General features: G+C 70.8%; 16 protein-coding genes. 11 read left to right on the plus strand and 5 right to left on the minus strand.

Annotated features, from left to right (window positions below; translation table 11 throughout):
• The first annotated feature begins 1 nt into the window (after window position 1).
• Together GWI24_RS25815 and GWI24_RS25820 are read left to right on the plus strand one after the other, a co-directional pair.
• The gene (locus GWI24_RS25815) at window positions 2-394 is read left to right on the plus strand and encodes a roadblock/LC7 domain-containing protein (RefSeq protein WP_210948299.1); all 393 of its coding nucleotides are present in this window, start codon (window positions 2-4) and stop codon (window positions 392-394) included.
• A gap of 85 nt (window positions 395-479) precedes the next feature.
• Window positions 480-854: a hypothetical protein gene (locus tag GWI24_RS25820; RefSeq protein ID WP_210948300.1), complete on the plus strand. Its 375-nt coding sequence runs from the start codon at window positions 480-482 to the stop codon at window positions 852-854.
• Between the two features lie 66 nt (window positions 855-920).
• Here GWI24_RS25820 and GWI24_RS25825 read toward each other — a convergent pair whose 3' ends face one another.
• The 3 genes from GWI24_RS25825 to GWI24_RS25835 form a co-directional block, all read right to left on the minus strand.
• Window positions 921-2249, minus strand: coding sequence for an enolase C-terminal domain-like protein (locus GWI24_RS25825; protein ID WP_210948301.1), 1329 nt, complete (start codon window positions 2247-2249; stop codon window positions 921-923).
• Window positions 2250-2300: 51 nt separating this feature from the next.
• Window positions 2301-3638: a gluconate:H+ symporter gene (locus tag GWI24_RS25830; RefSeq protein WP_210948302.1), complete on the minus strand. Its 1338-nt coding sequence runs from the start codon at window positions 3636-3638 to the stop codon at window positions 2301-2303.
• Window positions 3639-3819: 181 nt separating this feature from the next.
• Window positions 3820-4998, minus strand: a complete 1179-nt coding sequence (locus tag GWI24_RS25835) for a mandelate racemase/muconate lactonizing enzyme family protein (RefSeq protein ID WP_086882250.1) — start codon at window positions 4996-4998, stop codon at window positions 3820-3822.
• 152 nt (window positions 4999-5150) lie between these two features.
• Here GWI24_RS25835 and GWI24_RS25840 point away from each other — a divergent pair, with 152 nt between their 5' ends.
• The 3 genes from GWI24_RS25840 to GWI24_RS25850 all read left to right on the plus strand — a co-directional run bounded on the left by GWI24_RS25840 (window position 5151) and on the right by GWI24_RS25850 (window position 8761).
• Window positions 5151-6053 carry a LysR substrate-binding domain-containing protein gene (locus tag GWI24_RS25840; protein WP_210948303.1) on the plus strand — a complete coding sequence of 301 codons (903 nt, stop codon included), beginning with the start codon at window positions 5151-5153 and terminating at the stop codon, window positions 6051-6053.
• A gap of 5 nt (window positions 6054-6058) precedes the next feature.
• The gene (locus GWI24_RS25845) at window positions 6059-7345 is read left to right on the plus strand and encodes an MFS transporter (protein ID WP_210948304.1); all 1287 of its coding nucleotides are present in this window, start codon (window positions 6059-6061) and stop codon (window positions 7343-7345) included.
• A gap of 159 nt (window positions 7346-7504) precedes the next feature.
• On the plus strand, window positions 7505-8761 hold the full coding sequence (locus tag GWI24_RS25850; protein ID WP_210948305.1) for a cytochrome P450: 1257 nt from the start codon (window positions 7505-7507) through the stop codon (window positions 8759-8761).
• On the opposite strand, the gene GWI24_RS25855 is transcribed toward GWI24_RS25850, so the two are convergent.
• Window positions 8758-9369, minus strand: a complete 612-nt coding sequence (locus GWI24_RS25855; protein ID WP_308344028.1) for an ATP-binding protein — start codon at window positions 9367-9369, stop codon at window positions 8758-8760. The two genes, GWI24_RS25850 and GWI24_RS25855, sit on opposite strands and share 4 nt — an antisense overlap.
• A gap of 198 nt (window positions 9370-9567) precedes the next feature.
• Between GWI24_RS25855 and GWI24_RS25860 the strand changes: the two genes are divergently transcribed.
• The 4 genes from GWI24_RS25860 (at window position 9568) to GWI24_RS25875 (ending at window position 13439) form a co-directional block, all read left to right on the plus strand.
• Complete coding sequence (locus tag GWI24_RS25860; protein ID WP_210948306.1) at window positions 9568-10335, plus strand: IclR family transcriptional regulator; 768 nt, start codon at window positions 9568-9570, stop codon at window positions 10333-10335.
• A 43-nt stretch (window positions 10336-10378) separates the two neighbouring features.
• A complete protein-coding gene (gene glpK, locus GWI24_RS25865; RefSeq protein ID WP_210948307.1) occupies window positions 10379-11884 on the plus strand; it encodes a glycerol kinase GlpK in 1506 nt (501 codons plus the stop codon).
• Window positions 11885-12044: 160 nt separating this feature from the next.
• The gene (locus GWI24_RS25870) at window positions 12045-12446 is read left to right on the plus strand and encodes an SseB family protein (protein WP_210948308.1); all 402 of its coding nucleotides are present in this window, start codon (window positions 12045-12047) and stop codon (window positions 12444-12446) included.
• Between the two features lie 156 nt (window positions 12447-12602).
• On the plus strand, window positions 12603-13439 hold the full coding sequence (locus GWI24_RS25875; RefSeq protein WP_210948309.1) for an undecaprenyl-diphosphate phosphatase: 837 nt from the start codon (window positions 12603-12605) through the stop codon (window positions 13437-13439).
• Here the strand turns inward: GWI24_RS25875 and GWI24_RS25880 are convergent.
• Window positions 13429-14550: an alkene reductase gene (locus GWI24_RS25880; RefSeq protein WP_210948310.1), complete on the minus strand. Its 1122-nt coding sequence runs from the start codon at window positions 14548-14550 to the stop codon at window positions 13429-13431. The genes GWI24_RS25875 and GWI24_RS25880 overlap by 11 nt on opposite strands.
• A gap of 89 nt (window positions 14551-14639) precedes the next feature.
• On the opposite strand from GWI24_RS25880, the gene GWI24_RS25885 reads away from it, so the two are divergent.
• Together GWI24_RS25885 and GWI24_RS25890 are read left to right on the plus strand one after the other, a co-directional pair.
• Complete coding sequence (locus GWI24_RS25885) at window positions 14640-15587, plus strand: sigma-70 family RNA polymerase sigma factor (RefSeq protein WP_210948311.1); 948 nt, start codon at window positions 14640-14642, stop codon at window positions 15585-15587.
• Window positions 15580-15892 (plus strand): hypothetical protein (locus GWI24_RS25890; RefSeq protein WP_210948312.1); only part of this gene is annotated, 313 nt, incomplete at its 3' end. The genes GWI24_RS25885 and GWI24_RS25890, both read left to right, overlap by 8 nt.

Below are 15892 nucleotides of genomic sequence, written 5' to 3' on the forward strand. Positions count from 1 at the left end.
GCTGGCCGCCGAGCCCGAAGTGCTGGAGGAGCTGCGCCGGCTGCGGGCCCGGGTGACCCATGTGACCGGCGCCCTCGCCGCCACCAGCGACGGCGTGGTGCTGGCGCATGACACGGCCACCGTCGAGCCCGAGGGCGTGGCGGCGCTGACCGCCGCGGCCCTCGGGGTGGCGCAGTCGCTGGCGGGTGCCACCGGGCGGGGCGCCTTCCGTGAGCTGCTGGTCCGCGGTGGGAACGGCTATGTGGCCACCTACGCCGCGGGGTCCACTGCCGTGCTGACCGTACTGGCCGGTGACCGCACCAACGTCGGCCGCCTCCATATGGAGGCCCGGCGCTCGGGCGCTCGTCTCGCCGATCTGGTGGGCGTCGCCCTCAGCAGGGCCGAGCAGCCCTGACCCCACGACCTCCCCCGCCCGGCGCGCACACCGCGCGCCGAGATCCGACAGCACATCACTGACATCGAAAGGAACAGCCACGATCATGGCGAACACCCAGACCGCGCTCAAAGAGGCGATGACGTCCATAGAGGGCTCCCTCGGCGCCGCGCTGGTCGACTACTCCAGCGGGATGGCCCTCGGCACCGTGGGCGGAGGAAAGGAGCTCGACCTGACGGTGGCCGCGGCGGGCAACACCGATGTGGTGCGCGCCAAGGTGCGGACCATGGAGCAGCTCGGTCTGCAGGACAGCATCGAGGACATCCTCATCACCCTCGGCAGCCAGTACCACCTGATCCGGCTGCTGAAGGGCCGGGACAGCCAGGGTCTCTTCCTCTATCTGGCGCTGGACAAGAACCGGGCCAATCTGGCGATGGCACGCCATCAGCTGCGCAAGATCGAGGCCGAGCTGGAGGTCTGAGCCGTACGGCCCCGATCCATGCGCCGCGAATCCGGTGGGTCGGTCCGACCCACCGGAGGGGGCACGCTAACGCACCAGGCAGGGACGCTTGTTGTCGAACGTCCAGCCCGGAATGAGATAGCGCATGCCGACCGCGTCGTCCCGCGCCCCCAGCGCCTTCTCCTGGTAGAGGGCGTGGGCGGCGAGGAGCCGGTCGCGGTCGAGCCGGATGCCCAGTCCGGGGGTGTCCGGGATGGCGATCTCACCGCCGGCGATCTTCGGCGGCTCGACGGTGAGCCGCTCCAGCCCCTCCTGCCAGATCCAGTGGGTGTCCAGGGCGTTGTACGCGCCCGGGGCGGCGGCTCCGCAGTGGGCCACCATCGCCAGGGAGATGTCGAAGTGGTTGTTGGAGTGGCAGCCCCAGGTCAGGCCCATCTCATGGCAGAGCTGGGCCACCCGTACCGACCCCTGCATGGTCCAGAAGTGGGGGTCGGCCAGCGGGATGGAGACGGACTGCAGCGCCAGTGCGTGGGTCATCTGCCGCCAGTCCGTGGCGATCATGTTGGTGGCCGTGGGCAGTCCGGTGGCGCGCCGGAACTCGGCCAGGATCTCCCGGCCGGAGTAGCCGTCCTCGGCGCCGCACGGGTCCTCGGCGTAGGCGAGCGTGCCGAGCAGCGGCCGGCACAGTTCGATCGCCTCGCGCAGCGACCAGGCGCCGTTGGGGTCGAGGGTGATACGGGCCTCGGGGAACCGCTCCTTGAGCGCCCGTACCGCCTTGACCTCCTCGTTTCCCTCCAGGACCCCGCCCTTGAGCTTGAAGTCCGCAAAGCCGTAGAGGTCGTAGGTGGCCTCGGCCTGACGGACGATCGCCTCGGGGGTCAGTGCCTCCTCGTGGCGGATGCGGTACCACTCGGCGTCGGCGTCGGGCTCGCGGACGTATTCCAGATCGGTCCGGTCGGGGTCGCCGACGTAGAACAGATAGCCCAGGACCCGTACCGAGTCGCGCTGCTGTCCGTCGCCCAGGAGCGCCGCGACGGGCACCTCCAGATGCTGCCCCAGCAGGTCCAGCAGGGCCGACTCGACGGCGGTGACGGCGTGCACGGTGGTGCGCAGATCGAAGGTCTGGGTGCCCCGGCCCCCGGCGTCGCGGTCGCCGAACCGCTGCCCGATCTCGCGCAGCACCCGCTTGTAGTCGCCCACTCGCGCCCCGACGACGAGGGATTCGGCGTCCCGCAGCGTCTGGGTGATCTTCTCACCGCCGGGCACCTCGCCCAGTCCGGTACGGCCCTCGGAGTCCTCGAGGACCACCACGTTGCGGGTGAAGTAGGGACCGTGGGCGCCGGAGAGGTTCAGCTCCATGCTGTCCCGGCCGGCGACCGGATAGACGGAGAACGAGGTGACGGTCGGCTGGCTCATCGTGGCGTCCTTGGGTCGGAGGGGCAGACCTTGAGTGTCGGACCTCGAGTGTCAGACATTGAGTGCTTCGAGGGCGGCCTCGACGGCCAGCACGCCGCCGAGGCCGAGGACCGCGAGCACGGTGGTGTAGGTGGTGCGCGCCTTGATGGCGTCGATGACGGAGAGGTTGAAGTACTCCTTGAACATCCAGAAGCCGGGGTCGTTCACATGGCTGAACGCGATCGATCCGCAGGAGACGGCGAGGACCATCAGCTCGGGGTGGACTCCGCTGTTCTCCAGGAGCGGCTGCACCACACCGGCGGCGGTGACCACGGCGACCGTGGCGGATCCGAGCGCCACCCGCAGGACGACGGCGATGAGCCAGGCGAGGACGATCGGCGAGATGGACCAGTCGTCGGTGAGGTCCTTGATGTAGTCGGATATCCCGCCCTCGACCAGAACCTGCTTGAACGCGCCACCGGCCCCGATGACCAGCAGGATCATCGCCATCGCCTGGGCGGCGGAGTTGCAGGAGGCGCTGACCTCGGACAGGCTCCGGCCGATCCGCGGGCCGAACGCCCACACCGCCAGCAGCAGGGTCAGCAGCAGGGCGATCGGCGCGGATCCGATGAAGGTGATGAAGTGCAGGACCGGGCTGGAGCCGGACACGGCCATGTCGGTCACCGCGGCGCCCGCGATCAGTACCACCGGGACCAGGGCCACCGACAGCGACCAGCCGAGGCCCGGCATCTCCTCCTCGGTGAAGGTGCGCTCGCTGACCAGGCCCTTGGGGATCTCGGGGTCCATCCGGCGGACGAACGGAAGGCGCGGCCACACCAGGGCGATCAGCGCACCGGCCGGAACGGCGATGAACAGCCCGTAGAAGAGGGTCAGGCCGACGGAGGCGTGGAAGGTCGAGGCCACCGCGGTGGGCCCGGGGTGGGGCGGCAGGAAGCTGTGCATGGTGGACAGGGCGATGGACATCGGAAGGCCGACCCACAGCAGGTTCTTGCGGGTGACCCGGACGATGGTGAAGGCCACCGGCACGATGATGACGAAGGCCACCTCGTAGAACATGGTCACGCCGATGAGCATGGCGGTGACCACCATCGCCACCTGGACCCAGCGCAGTCCGAAGGTGTCGATGAGGGTGTTGGCTATGCGCTGGGCGGCGCCGCAGTCGCCCATGACCCGGCCGACCATGGCGCCGAGGCCGACGACGAGCATGGTGTCGCCGATCTGCCCCCCGACGCCCTCTCCGAGGACATCGGGGATCTTCTCCATCTCGACCCCCTGCACCAGCGCGACGCCGACGGCCACGAGGAGCAGGGCGATGAAGCCGTTGAGCTTCAGCTTGGTCATGAGGAACAGCAGGATCGCCACGCTGATTCCGACGACGACTAGAGGCATGTCTTCAGTTCCCCTTTGAACTGCGGCCGGTTGAGCCGGAGACTCGAACGGCTGCCAGACGGGCCAAGGAGTCCACGTACATGCACTCCGTCTATATATGCAGATGGAGGCTAGAGGGGTGAACACCACCGGTCAATGGGTATGGCCATGGATCCGTGACCGGCGTCGGCGCGAAACGGTCTTATCGGGCGCCGAACTCCGCCTTGGCGCCCGTCCAGGCGCGGGCCTGCTCGCTGAGGGTGATGCCGAGACCGGGCCGTGCGGACACCCGCATCCGGCCGTCGCGGATCTCCAGCCGCTCGTTGAACAGCGGCTCCAGCCAGTCGAAGTGCTCCACCCACGGCTCCTGCGGATAGGCGGCCGCGAGATGGAGGTGGATCTCCATCGCGAAGTGCGGGGCGAGTTGCAGATGGTGCTGCTCGGCGAGGGTGGCCAGCTTGAGGAACTGGGTGATGCCGCCGATACGCGGTGCGTCGGGCTGAATGATGTCCGCCGCGTTGTGGCGTATCAGCTCCCAGTGTTCGGCCACACTGGCCAGCATCTCCCCGGTGGCCACGGAGGTGTCCAGCGAGGCGGCGAGGGCCGCGTGGCCGGCCGCGTCATAGGCGTCCAGCGGCTCCTCGATCCAGACCAGGCCGAACTCCTCGAAGGCGCGCCCCATGCGCTGCGCGGTGGGCCGGTCCCACTGCTGATTGGCGTCCACCATGAGCGGTACGTCATCGCCCAGGTGCTCCCGTACGGCGGTCAGCCGGCGCAGGTCCTCCTTGCCGTCCGGCTGACCCACCTTGATCTTGATACCGCCGATCCCGCTGGCCAGGGAAGCCGTCGCGTTCTCCAGCAGCTGCTCGGTCGGCGTGTGCAGAAAGCCACCGGAGGTGTTGTAGCAGCGGACGGTGTCACGGTGTGCGCCCAGCAGCTTGGCCAGCGGCAGCCCGGCCCGCTTGGCCTTGAGGTCCCACAGGGCGATGTCGAAGGCCGCGATCGCCTGGGTGGACAGCCCGCTGCGGCCCACGGAGGCGCCGGCCCACACCAGTTTCGTCCAGATCTTGGCGATGTCGCTGGGGTCCTCGCCGAGGAGGGTGGGCGCGATCTCCTGGGCGTGGGCGAACTGGCCGGGCCCTCCAGCACGCTTGGAGTAGCTGAAGCCGATGCCCTCGTGCCCCTCCTCGGTGGCGAGTTCGACAAAGAGGAAGGCCACTTCCGTCATCGCCTTCTGGCGCCCGGTGAGCACCTTGGCGTCGCTGATGGGAGTGGCCAGGGGAAGGACGACCGAGGACACTCGGATCCAGGAGACCCGGTCCAGGGTTGCCTCACCTGCCTGCTGCGCGGCGTGCGTTGCCGTATGCGATGTGGTCACCACGTGTTGTCCCTGTGTGTGGGGCCCGTATGCGGGGCGAGTGGATGTCGTCGGAACCGCCCCCGGGCGGCCGACGAGCTCCTTTGCAAGCTAAGGTCGCCAGACGATCTACGTCTAACTTAAAATTGGCATGCGTTGATACCGGGAGAGCATCGTTGTTCACGCTCATGCAACTCACCAGCTTTGTGACGGTCGCCGAGGAGCTGCATTTCACCCGGGCCGCGGAGCGGCTGAAGATGACCCAGCCGCCGCTGAGCCGCCAGATCCAGCTGCTGGAGACCGAGTTGCGGGTCCAGTTGCTGGAGCGGACCAACCGCTCGGTGCGGCTCACCCCCGCGGGACGCGCCTTCCTCACCGAGGCCCGCCGCATCCTGCGCCAGTCCGAGCACGCCGTGCTCGCCGCCCAGCAGGTGGCCACGGGCGAGGCGGGGAGCATCGCCATCGGCTTCACGGCGGCCAGCGCCCACTCCGTGCTCGGCACACTGCTGGAGATCGCCCGTGCGGCCATGCCGGGCGCGGAGATCACCCTGCGCGAGATGGTCACCCGTGACCAGCTGGAGGCCGTCACCGAGCAGAGCCTGGACCTGGGCCTGGTGCGGCCCTCGGTCACCGGCCCTGATCTGCGCTCCCGGCCCGCGGCCCGGGAGCGGCTGCTCGCCGCCCTGCCGACCGGGCATCCGCTGGCGGCGGGCGAAGGGCCGCTGAAGGTGGCCGACTTCGACGGGCAGGAACTGCTGATGTACTCGCCCATCGAGGCGCGCTACTTCAACGAGCTGCTCATCAGCATCTTCCGCGCCGCACACGCCACCCCGGTCTTCTCCCAGTACCTGAGCCAGGTCCACACCATCCTGGCGCTGGTGAACGGCGGCTGGGGAGTGGCCCTGGTCCCGGAGACCGCCGCCCGGCCGCGCTACCCGAACATCGTCTTCAAATCGGTGGAGCTGACCACTCCGGAGCCGGTAGAACTCAACCTCGTGTGGCGCAAGAACAACGACAACCCGGCCCTGCACGCACTGCTCCGCCACGCGGCCGCCCTTCTCCCCGACCGAGGAGCCTGACCGGCGTGACTCCCAGGACCTCCGGTGGCCTGCTGCGGCGCCACCGCGACTTCCGGCTGCTGTGGTGCGGCGAGACCGCGGGGAAGTACGGTTCGGCCGTCACCAGTGTGGCGATGCCACTGATCGCCGTCTCCACACTGCACGCGGACACCTTCGAGGTCGGTCTGCTGGCCGCCACCGCATGGGCCCCTTGGCTGCTCATCGGCCTTCCGGCGGGGGCGTGGGTGGACCGGCTGCCCAGAAGGCCGGTCATGGTGGCCGCCGCAGCGGTCTCGCTGGTGCTGTTCGCGTCCGTCCCGGTGGCCGCCCGGTCCGGTCTGCTGAGCGTCGGAGTGCTGCTGGCCGTCGCCCTGCTGACGGGTACGGCGGCGGTGTTCTTCCAGACCGCCTACAGCGCCTATCTCGCCGGGTTTCTGGACCCCGCCGACCAGCCCGAGGGCAATGCCAAACTGCATGGCAGCGCGTCCGCCGCGCAGATCGCCGGACAGGGTTCCGGCGGTCTGATCGCACAGCTCGCGGGCGCGGTGAACGGGATGTTCGTCAACGCCGCGACCTTTCTGGTCTCCCTGATCTGCCTGACCGGCATCCGCTTCCGCGAACCGCGCGTCCCCCGGATCGAACGCCCGCCCCGGGCACTGGCCCGCGAGGTGGCCGAGGGGCTGCGGCTGATCGCCGGCGACCGGTGGCTGCGCACCCTGACGCTCTTCGCGGCCGCGTCCAATCTGGCGCTGATGGGGTACCAGTCGATCCAGGTGGTCTTCCTGGTCCGGACCATCGGTCTGCCACCGGGGCTGGTCGGTGGCCTCGTCTCGGCCGTCAGCCTCGGAGGCGTCGCCGGGGCGTTCTGCGCCCGCCGCGTCGCCGCCCGGGTCGGCGACGCACGGGCGACGCTCCTGTTCGAAGTGGGTCTGGCGGTGGGCGCCGTGCTCATGCCGATGGCCGCCGAGGGGCCGGGGATGGTGCTGTTCGTGGCGGGCGGGTTCTGCGTCACCGCCGGTGTGGTGGGCGGCAATGTGATCAAGGCGAGCTTCCAGCAGCGCTACTGCCCGCCGGAGCTCCTGGGCCGGCTCACCGCGACATCCGCGTTCGTCAGCTATGGAACGCTGCCCCTCGGGGCCCTGCTCGGCGGTGCGCTCGGCACCGCGCTGGGCCTGCGCACCGCCATGTGGATCACCTCGGCGGGCATTCCGCTCGCCGGGCTGATCCTGCTCTTCTCCCCCATCCGGCGCTCCCGGGACCTCCCGGCGGCCGCTCCGCCCCGGCCACACCATGAAGCCCCCGCTACACCATGAAGCGCCCGGCACACCATGAAGCGCCCGGCACCGCGCTGGTGGCCCGGGAAACCGCCCCCGGTGAGGGCCCGTTGCCGTAAGGCTCGCGTCGCCCGGCCCACCGTGCGGAGCTACGCTCGAAAGGGAGGGACTCGGTTCGCCTTCGAAGGGAGCGTTTCCGTGTCCGTCACATCACGCTCGTCGGCTCCCGCGCCGCTGCCCAGACATCGCGAGTGCCCCTTCGATCCGCCCGGTGCCTACGCGGCGCTGCGGGAGGACGGCGGGGCCAGTCGGCTGGCCTTCCCGGACGGCAAGGTGGGCTGGCTGCTCACCCGGCACGAGGACGTGACACGGCTGCTGGCGGACGACCGCTTCAGCTCGGACCGCCGCCGCACCTCCTCACCGGTGCACGCGTTCCCGGTCCGCCCGGACGACCGCCGCATGCTGGGCTCGTTCATCGGCATGGACCCGCCCGAGCACACCCGCTACCGGCGGCTGCTGAGCAAGTGGTTCACCGCCCGGGGGCTGCGGGGGCTGCAACCGCGGATCGAGGAGATCGTCGAGGACCACCTGGCCGCGATGGAGCGCGCCGGTCCCCCGGCCGACCTGGTGACCTCCTTCGCCCAGCCGATCCCGTCGCTGGTGATCTGCGAGCTGCTGGGGGTGCCGTACGAGGACCGGACCGAATTCCAGCGGTGGGCCACCGTTCTGCTCCGGCTCGGCCAGCGCGAGGAGGAGGTCTACGCGGCCCGGGACGCGCTGTGGGAGTACATGCGGGGGCTGATCGACACCAAGCGGCAGCGGCCGGACGAGGCGCTGCTCTCGCGTCTGGTCAACGGCGATCACGGCGCGCCCGGCGGCCCCGGCAGCGCCACGGCGGCCGGGCTGACCGATGACGAGCTGACCGGTGTGGGGCTGCTGCTGCTCGTCGCGGGCCATGAGACGACGGCGAACATGCTGGCCCTGGGCACCTACGCGCTGCTGCGCCACCCCGAGCAGTCGCGCGGGGTGCGCGAGCGGCCCGAGGTGATCGACCATGCGGTCGAGGAGCTGCTGCGGTATCTGACCATCGTCCAGTTCGGGATCGTACGGGTCGCCCGGGAGGACCTCGAGATCGCCGGGGCGCGGGTACGGGCCGGGGAGACGGTGGTCGGGGCGCTGGCCTCGGCCAACCGGGACGCCTCGCGGTTCGCCGCCCCGGACACCCTGGAGATCACCCGCGACCCGGGCGATCAGATCGCCTTCGGCCACGGCGTTCACCAGTGCCTGGGCCAGCATCTGGCGCGGATGGAGATGCGGACGGGCTACCCCGCCCTGCTGCGGCGCTTCCCCACTCTCCGCCTGGCGGTGCCGCCCGACGAGGTGCCGCTGCGCCACGACATGCTGATCTACGGCGTCCACCGGCTCCCGGTCACCTGGGACCGGGCCGTCGGTTAGGCGGCCGGCAGGTCCGCCCACCAGGTGATGCCCTGATGGCAGGTGTGGCTGCCGTGGCGCGAGGACAGCGCGGTGACGATGCCGAGTCCGCGGCCGTGCTCATCGGGCTCGATGTCCTCGTCCGCCCGCTGATCGGCGGGGATCGGGCCACCGTCGGTGACCTCGATGCGCAGACCGGCGCGGCCCTCGCACTCGGTCCAGCTCAGCCGCAGTACGGCCGGTGGCAGGGCATGCAGGATCGCGTTGGTGACCAGCTCCGAGATCACCATGAGCGCCTCGTCGAGCCGGTCGGCCGACAGCTCCCATTCGGACAGCAGCGCGTGCGCCCGCCGCCGTACGGTGGCGACGGCCTCGCAGATGTGCGGGACGGGCAGGACATGGTCGCCGGCCTCGTCCGCCGAGGGCCGGGCCATGGCCTCATCGCGCATCGCAGTCGGCGGCCGGTCCGGGATTTCGTCGCGGGCAGCACCCGACGCCGTCAGGGAGTCCGGGTCCGGCGCCTGGGAGCCGATGAGACGGACGCTGGTGAGATCGACGGTCCCCGCGGCCTGCCCGGTCACGCCGTGCCCGGTGATACCGGACGTCGGCAGGCTCAGTTGCTCCGCCACGTCTCCTCCTCTCCAAGCCGGGTTGTGTCTCTCTGCCGGGCACCCTTCGGGTCACCTTTCGGCATACTGGTCTTCTTGTCCCGATACGGACGCTATGGGCACCAAGCGCCGGGGTCAACGAACCCGGGTCGGCATTGCCGAACGTTTGGCGTACTCGCCGACAGGCTGTGCCACTGGCCGAAGAGCTACGATCGCGACATGGCCGGCCCGGTGCAGTCCATCGAGCGGGCGGCGGCGATCCTGCGGCTGCTCGCCCAGGGGTCCGGTCGGCTCAGTCTGGGCGAGGTGGCGGCCTCGCTCGGCCTCGCGAAAGGCACCGCGCACGGCATTCTGCGCACCCTGCAGAGCGTCGACTTCGTCGAACAGGACAAGGCGACGGGGAAATACCAGCTCGGCGCGGCGCTGCTGCACCTGGGGACCAGCTATCTCGACATCAACGAGCTGCGGTCCCGCTCCATCAACTGGACCGATGCCCTGGCCGCGCGCAGCGGTGAGGCGGTCCGCCTCGGAGTGCCCCTTGAGGGCAAGGTCCTCATCGTCCACCACGTCTTCCGGCCCGATGACACCTTCCAGACCCTGGACGTGGGCTCGCTGCTGCCCCTGCACGCCAGCGCGCTGGGCAAGATTCTGCTGGCGTACGGGGCGACTCCCCTGGAGCCGCTCATGGAAACCGAACTGGAGAGCTACACCCGGCATACGCTCGACTCCCCCCAGCAGCTGAGCCGGGCGCTGGCCGGGATCCGCGACACCGGGTGGGCGTTCGCGGCACAGGAAATGATGATGGGCGAGGCGGACATCGCCGCGCCGATCCGCGGACAGGGCGGCCTGGTGGTGGGCGCCGTCGGCATCTCCGGCGCCATCGACCGCCTCTGCGACAGCAAGGGACGGCCGCATGGCTCGCTGGTCGGGCTGACGCGCGACGCCGCGCGGGCGATCTCCCGCGATCTCGGCGCGGCCCGCTGGTGATGCCCCATGCCCTGCTCCAACCCGCCCGAAGGCAGGCCAGGCCATGGTTGAACGCTATGTGATGTCCATCGATCAGGGCACCATGTCCACCCGGTGCATCCTCTTCGACCACCAGGGACGGCTGGTCTCGGTCGGCCAGCGAGAACATGAGCAGTACTTCGCCAGGCCCGGCTGGGCCGAGCACGACCCCACCGAGATCTGGTCCCATCTGCGCCGTGTCGTCGTCCCCAGGGCCCTGGAGGGCGCGGGGATCCGGCCCGAGCAGATCGCGGCGATCGGCATCGCGAATCAGCGCGAGACCACGGTGGTCTGGGACCGCCGCACCGGCGTTCCGGTGCGCCACGCCATCACCTGGCAGGACACCCGTACCAGCGGCTATGTCGAGGAGCTGCGGCGGACCACCGGTGACGACTTCTTCCTGGAACGCTGCGGTCTGTCGCCCACGACCTACTTCTCCGCGCCCCGGCTGCGCTGGCTGTTCGACCATGTCGACGGCTTGCGCGAGCGCGCCGAGCGCGGCGAGGTGCTGTTCGGCACCATGGAGAGCTGGCTGATCTGGAACCTCACCGGAGGGCCCGACGGCGGACTGCACCTGACCGACGCCACCAACGCCAGCCGCACCATGCTGATGAACATCCGCAGCCTGGCCTGGGACGATGAACTGCTGGCCTATTTCGATGTGCCCCGCGCGATGCTGCCGGAGATCCGCTCCTCCGCCGAGCGCTACGGCATGGCCCGCGCCCTGCTGCCGGGCGTCCCGATCTGCGCGGCCCTCGGCGATCAGCAGGCGGCGCTGTTCGGGCAGACGTGCTTCGCCCCGGGCGAGGCGAAGTGCACCTATGGCACCGGCAGCTTCCTCCTGGTCAACACCGGCACCGAGCTCGTACGGTCCCGGCACGGGCTGCTGACCACGGTGGGCTACAAGGTCGGCGGCGAGCCGCCGGTCTACGCCCTGGAGGGCCCGATCGCCGTCACCGGCTCGCTGGTGCAGTGGTTCCGCGACCGCCTGGGGCTGATCCACAGCGCCCCGGAGATCGAGACCCTCGCCCGCGGCGTCGAGGACAACGGCGGCTGCTACATCGTCCCCGCCTTCTCCGGGCTGTTCGCCCCGCACTGGCGCAGCGACGCGCGCGGGGTGATCGTCGGGCTCACCTCGTACATCACCAAAGGGCATCTGGCCCGGGCCGTCCTGGAGGCCACCGGATGGCAGACCCGCGAGGTGGTCGACGCCATCAACGCCGACTCACCCCGGCCGCTGCGCCAGCTGAAGGTGGACGGCGGGATGACCTCGAACAATCTGCTGATGCAGTTCCTGGCCGACGTCCTGGACATGCCCGTGGTGCGCCCCATGGTCTCCGAGACCGTCTCCCTCGGCGCCGCCTACGCCGCCGGGCTCGCCTCCGGCTACTGGCCGGATCTGGAGGGGCTGCGCCGCAACTGGCACCGCGCGGCCCAGTGGATGCCCACGATGGACCCCGCGCGGCGGGAGGCGGAGTACGAGAGCTGGCAGCGGGCGGTCGAGAGGTCGCTGGGCTGGGCCAGGTCATAGCCCGGGGCATATTCCTCCGCGACCTGCGCGGGAATCGAGGCGGAACGGGACGTGTGAGTTCCCTGAGGCGGGGTATTCGAGCCAGCCGCGGCTGTTCACTCGAGCCGCTCTGGGACCCAGAAACCCATGAAGACCCAAATCCCGATCCATGGACGGAATCATGACCAGCCCTTCCGATGAAAGCGTCTCCGCCACCCAGCAGGCCCTCGGCGAGCTGGCGGCCGACCGGGCGGACGAGTCGGCGCTGAACACCCTTGCCAACAGTGAGGTCCTCCTCCCCTCCGCCGAAACCGGAGAGGAGACGGACCCGCAGGCCGTGACCCTGCCCGTGTTCCAGCAGGAGGACGGAGCGCAGCTGGTACCGGTCTTCACCACTCCGGCCCGGATGCACCAGGCCCTGCCCCAGATCGAGCGGTACCACCTGGTGCCGCTGGGCGCGCTGGCCCAGGGATGGCCCTCCGAAGAGCTCTCGCTGACCATCGACGCGGGCGCCCCGGAGGCCGTCACCCTCTCGGCCACCGGCGTGCGGAGCCTGCTCAGCGGCTCCGGTCCGGCCGCCTGACCCTCCCGCGGCGGCCCGTGCCCCTGCTCCGTACGGGCACGGGCCGCGGCGATGCCCGAACTCGGCGGGCCGTTCGCTGATTGGCCACCGTCCCGATTCATCGTCTACCGTCCCGTGGACAACCGATCACGGAAAGACACCGGCGGGACGGACCACGTGAGCGCGATCAACATCGGACAGGCCGTCGTTCTCGGCGTCGTGGAGGGGGTCACGGAGTTCCTCCCGGTCTCGTCCACCGGCCACCTCAAGATCACTGAGGGGCTGATGGACATCCCGGTGGACGACAAGTCCGTCGTGGCCTTCACCGCGGTGATCCAGGTCGGCGCCATCGCCGCCGTCCTGCTGTACTTCTTCCGTGACATCCGCCGCTTCGCCACCGCGTGGGCGCGCGGGCTGGTCAACCGCGAGGAGCGGTACCACCACGACTACAAGTTCGCGTGGTGGGTCATCTACGCCACGATCCCCATCGTGGCCGTGGGCCTGGCGGCCAAGCCGCTGATCGAGGGCCCGCTCGCCTCCCTGTGGGTGGTGGCCGCCTCACTGATCGTGGGCAGCGGGCTGATGTGGCTGGCCGACCGGATGGGCCGCCACAAGCGCGGGGAGGACGACACCAGCGTCAAGGACGCGATGCTGGTCGGCTCCTCGCAGATCCTCGCGCTGCTCTTCCCCGGCTTCTCCCGCTCGGGCGCCACGATGGCCACCGGCCTCATGCTCGACTTGGACCGGGTGGCCGCCACCCGGCTCTCGTTCTTCCTGGGCATTCCGTCGCTGACCGGAGCGGGGCTCTACGAGCTCAAGGACGCCATGGGCGGTGGCGTGGGCACGATGCCGCTCGCGGTGGGCACGGTGGTGTCCTTCGCCGTGGCCTACGCCTCGATCGCCTGGCTGCTGAAGTTCGTCGCCAAGCATTCGTTCAACGCCTTCGTGATCTACCGGATCGTGATCGGCGTGGCGCTGTTCGGGCTGCTCGGCGCGGGTGCCCTCAACGCCTGACGCCGTCGCCCCAGCGACTCGCCGGATAGTCGACATAGCCGCCCGACCCGCCGGTGTAGTACGTGCCCGGGTCGCCCGCCGCCAGCTCGCGGTCCAGGGCGAACCGGGCCACGAGGTCGGGGTTGGCCACGAAGTGGGTGGCGTAGGAGACGGCGTCCGCGAGCCCGGCCCCGATCACCGCGTTGCCGGTCTCCCGGTCGAAGCCGTGGTTGGCGATCAGCGGGCCGTCGAAGAGGCGGCGGTAGCGGGCGAAGGGGGCGTGGTCCGGGGCGGCGCCGGGCGCGGCGGGGGCCGGTCCGCGCAGATGCAGATAGGCCATGGGGTGGTCGCCCAGCTCGGCCACCAGCGCGTCGTAGTCGGCGAGCGTCCGCTCGTCGGCGGTGAACCGCTCGGCGGTCCAGTACGGCGACAGGCGCACGCCCACCCTGCGGCCCTCCCAGGCCGCGGCGGCCGCGTCCACGATCTCCATCAGGAGTCGCCGCCGTCCGGCCGGGTCGCCGCCGTAGGCGTCGCGGCGGAGGTTCAGCCGTGGATTGAGGAACTGCGGGATCAGGAACGAGCCCAGGGCGTGCACCTCGACGCCGTCGAAACCGGCGCGGCGGGCGTTCACCGCGGCCGTGCCGTACTCCGCGACCGTGTCCCGGATGTCGTTGATCGTCATCTCCCGCGGTGTGACCGTGGCCTTGGGCCCGCCGGGGGTGTAGGCCCGCTCCCGGGGGTCGACCGCCGACGGACCGGCCGGAAGGGCGCCCCCGAGGTGGTCGGGGTGCGAGGCGGCGCCGGTGTGCCACAGCTGCAGCACGATCCGGCCGCCGAGGGCGTGGACGACGTCGGTGACCCCGCGCCACCCGCTGATCTGCTCCTCGCTGTAGACACCAGGGACGTTCGGGAAACCGATGGCCCGCTCGCTCACCCAGGCCCCCTCGGTGATGATCAGCCCGGCCCCGGCCCGCTGGCCGTAGTAGTCCGTGTGCATACCGTTCGGGACCAGCCCCTCGCCCGTGGCCCGGGTCATGGGCGCCATCACCACCCGGTTGGGCAGCTGGAGGTCCCCCAGCTCCGCGGGGCGCAGCAGCGGCTGGTCCAGGACGGTCGAACAGGTGGTGGTCATGGTGTCTCTCTCCTCGTCACCTCTGCCGCGTGGAATACGTCGTGGTTACGTCTGAGGAAGTGACGGAGCGCGGCGAGGAAAGGTGACCGATGGACGGGCGGAAACCGGGGAACGGACAGCGCCGGCACCCGCAGGACGGGCTGGCGGAGCGCTTCGAGACGCACCGCGGCCAGCTGCGGGCGGTCGCCTACCGGATGCTCGGCTCGCTCAGCGAGGCGGACGACGCCGTGCAGGAGACGTGGCTGCGGCTCAGCCGCGCGGACGCCGAGGCGGTCGGGAACCTGACCGGCTGGCTGCGGACGGTCGTCTCCCGGATCTGCCTGGACATGCTGCGCTCCCGCACCGCGCGCCGGGAGGAGCCGGTCGGCCAGGAGCTGCCCGGGATGGCCCGGGAGACCGGGGACGGCGGCGGTCCGGAGGACGAGGCGGTGCTGGCCGACTCGGTCGGCAGGGCGCTGCTCGTGGTGCTGGACACGCTGGGCCCGGCCGAGCGGATCGCCTTTGTGCTGCACGATGTGTTCGCGGTGCCGTTCGACCGGATCGCGCCCATCGTGGAGCGCTCACCGGTCGCCGCGAAGAAGCTGGCCAGCCGCGCCCGCCAGAAGGTGCGGGGCATCACGGCGGTGCCCCGCGCCGAGCTGGACCGGCAGCGGCGCACCGTCGACGCCTTCCTCGCCGCCGCCCGCGGCGGGGACATGGAGGCGCTGCTCGCGGTGCTGGACCCGGATGTCATCCGGCGCGCCGACCGCGCCGCCCTGCCCGAGGGGGTGCCCACGGTGGCCCGCGGTGCGCGGGCGGTGGCGGAGGAGACCGCCGGTTTCGCGCCGAGGGCGCGGTTCGCGGAGCCCGCGCTGGTGAACGGGTCCGTAGGGATCGTCGTGGCCCCGCACGGCCGGCTGCTCCTCGCCCTGACCGTCACCGTCGAGGACGGGAGGATCGCCGCGTACGAGGTGATCGCCGACCCCGCGCGGCTGAGCCGTCTGGAACTGGGCCTCCTCGACGACGTACGGCCTCACATAGCCTCGGCCCATGGGTGATTTACTGCCGTATCTGATCGTCGCCGGTGTGCTCGCCGCGCTCATGGGCTTCCTCGGCTGGGTGGCGTCCCTCGCCCGGCGCCGTGGTGCCACCGGCGCGGCCCTGCGGGCGGCCCTGGCCTCGCACGACGAGGCGTTCCGGGTGACCGCGTACGACTCCCACCACGAGATCGTGGCGCAGGCGGAGCGCAAGGCGCCGATCGTCTCCCCCGACGGTCAGTGGACGCCGGGCCACACCTTGGCGAGCGCGGCGGGCCGTCGAACCTCCGGGCCACGAGCCCGGCCCCGGCTGGGGCTGCTGCGTC

Origin of the sequence: Streptomyces sp. MK37H (assembly GCF_018035285.1) — a bacterium.
GTDB lineage: Bacteria > Actinomycetota > Actinomycetes > Streptomycetales > Streptomycetaceae > Streptomyces > Streptomyces endocoffeicus.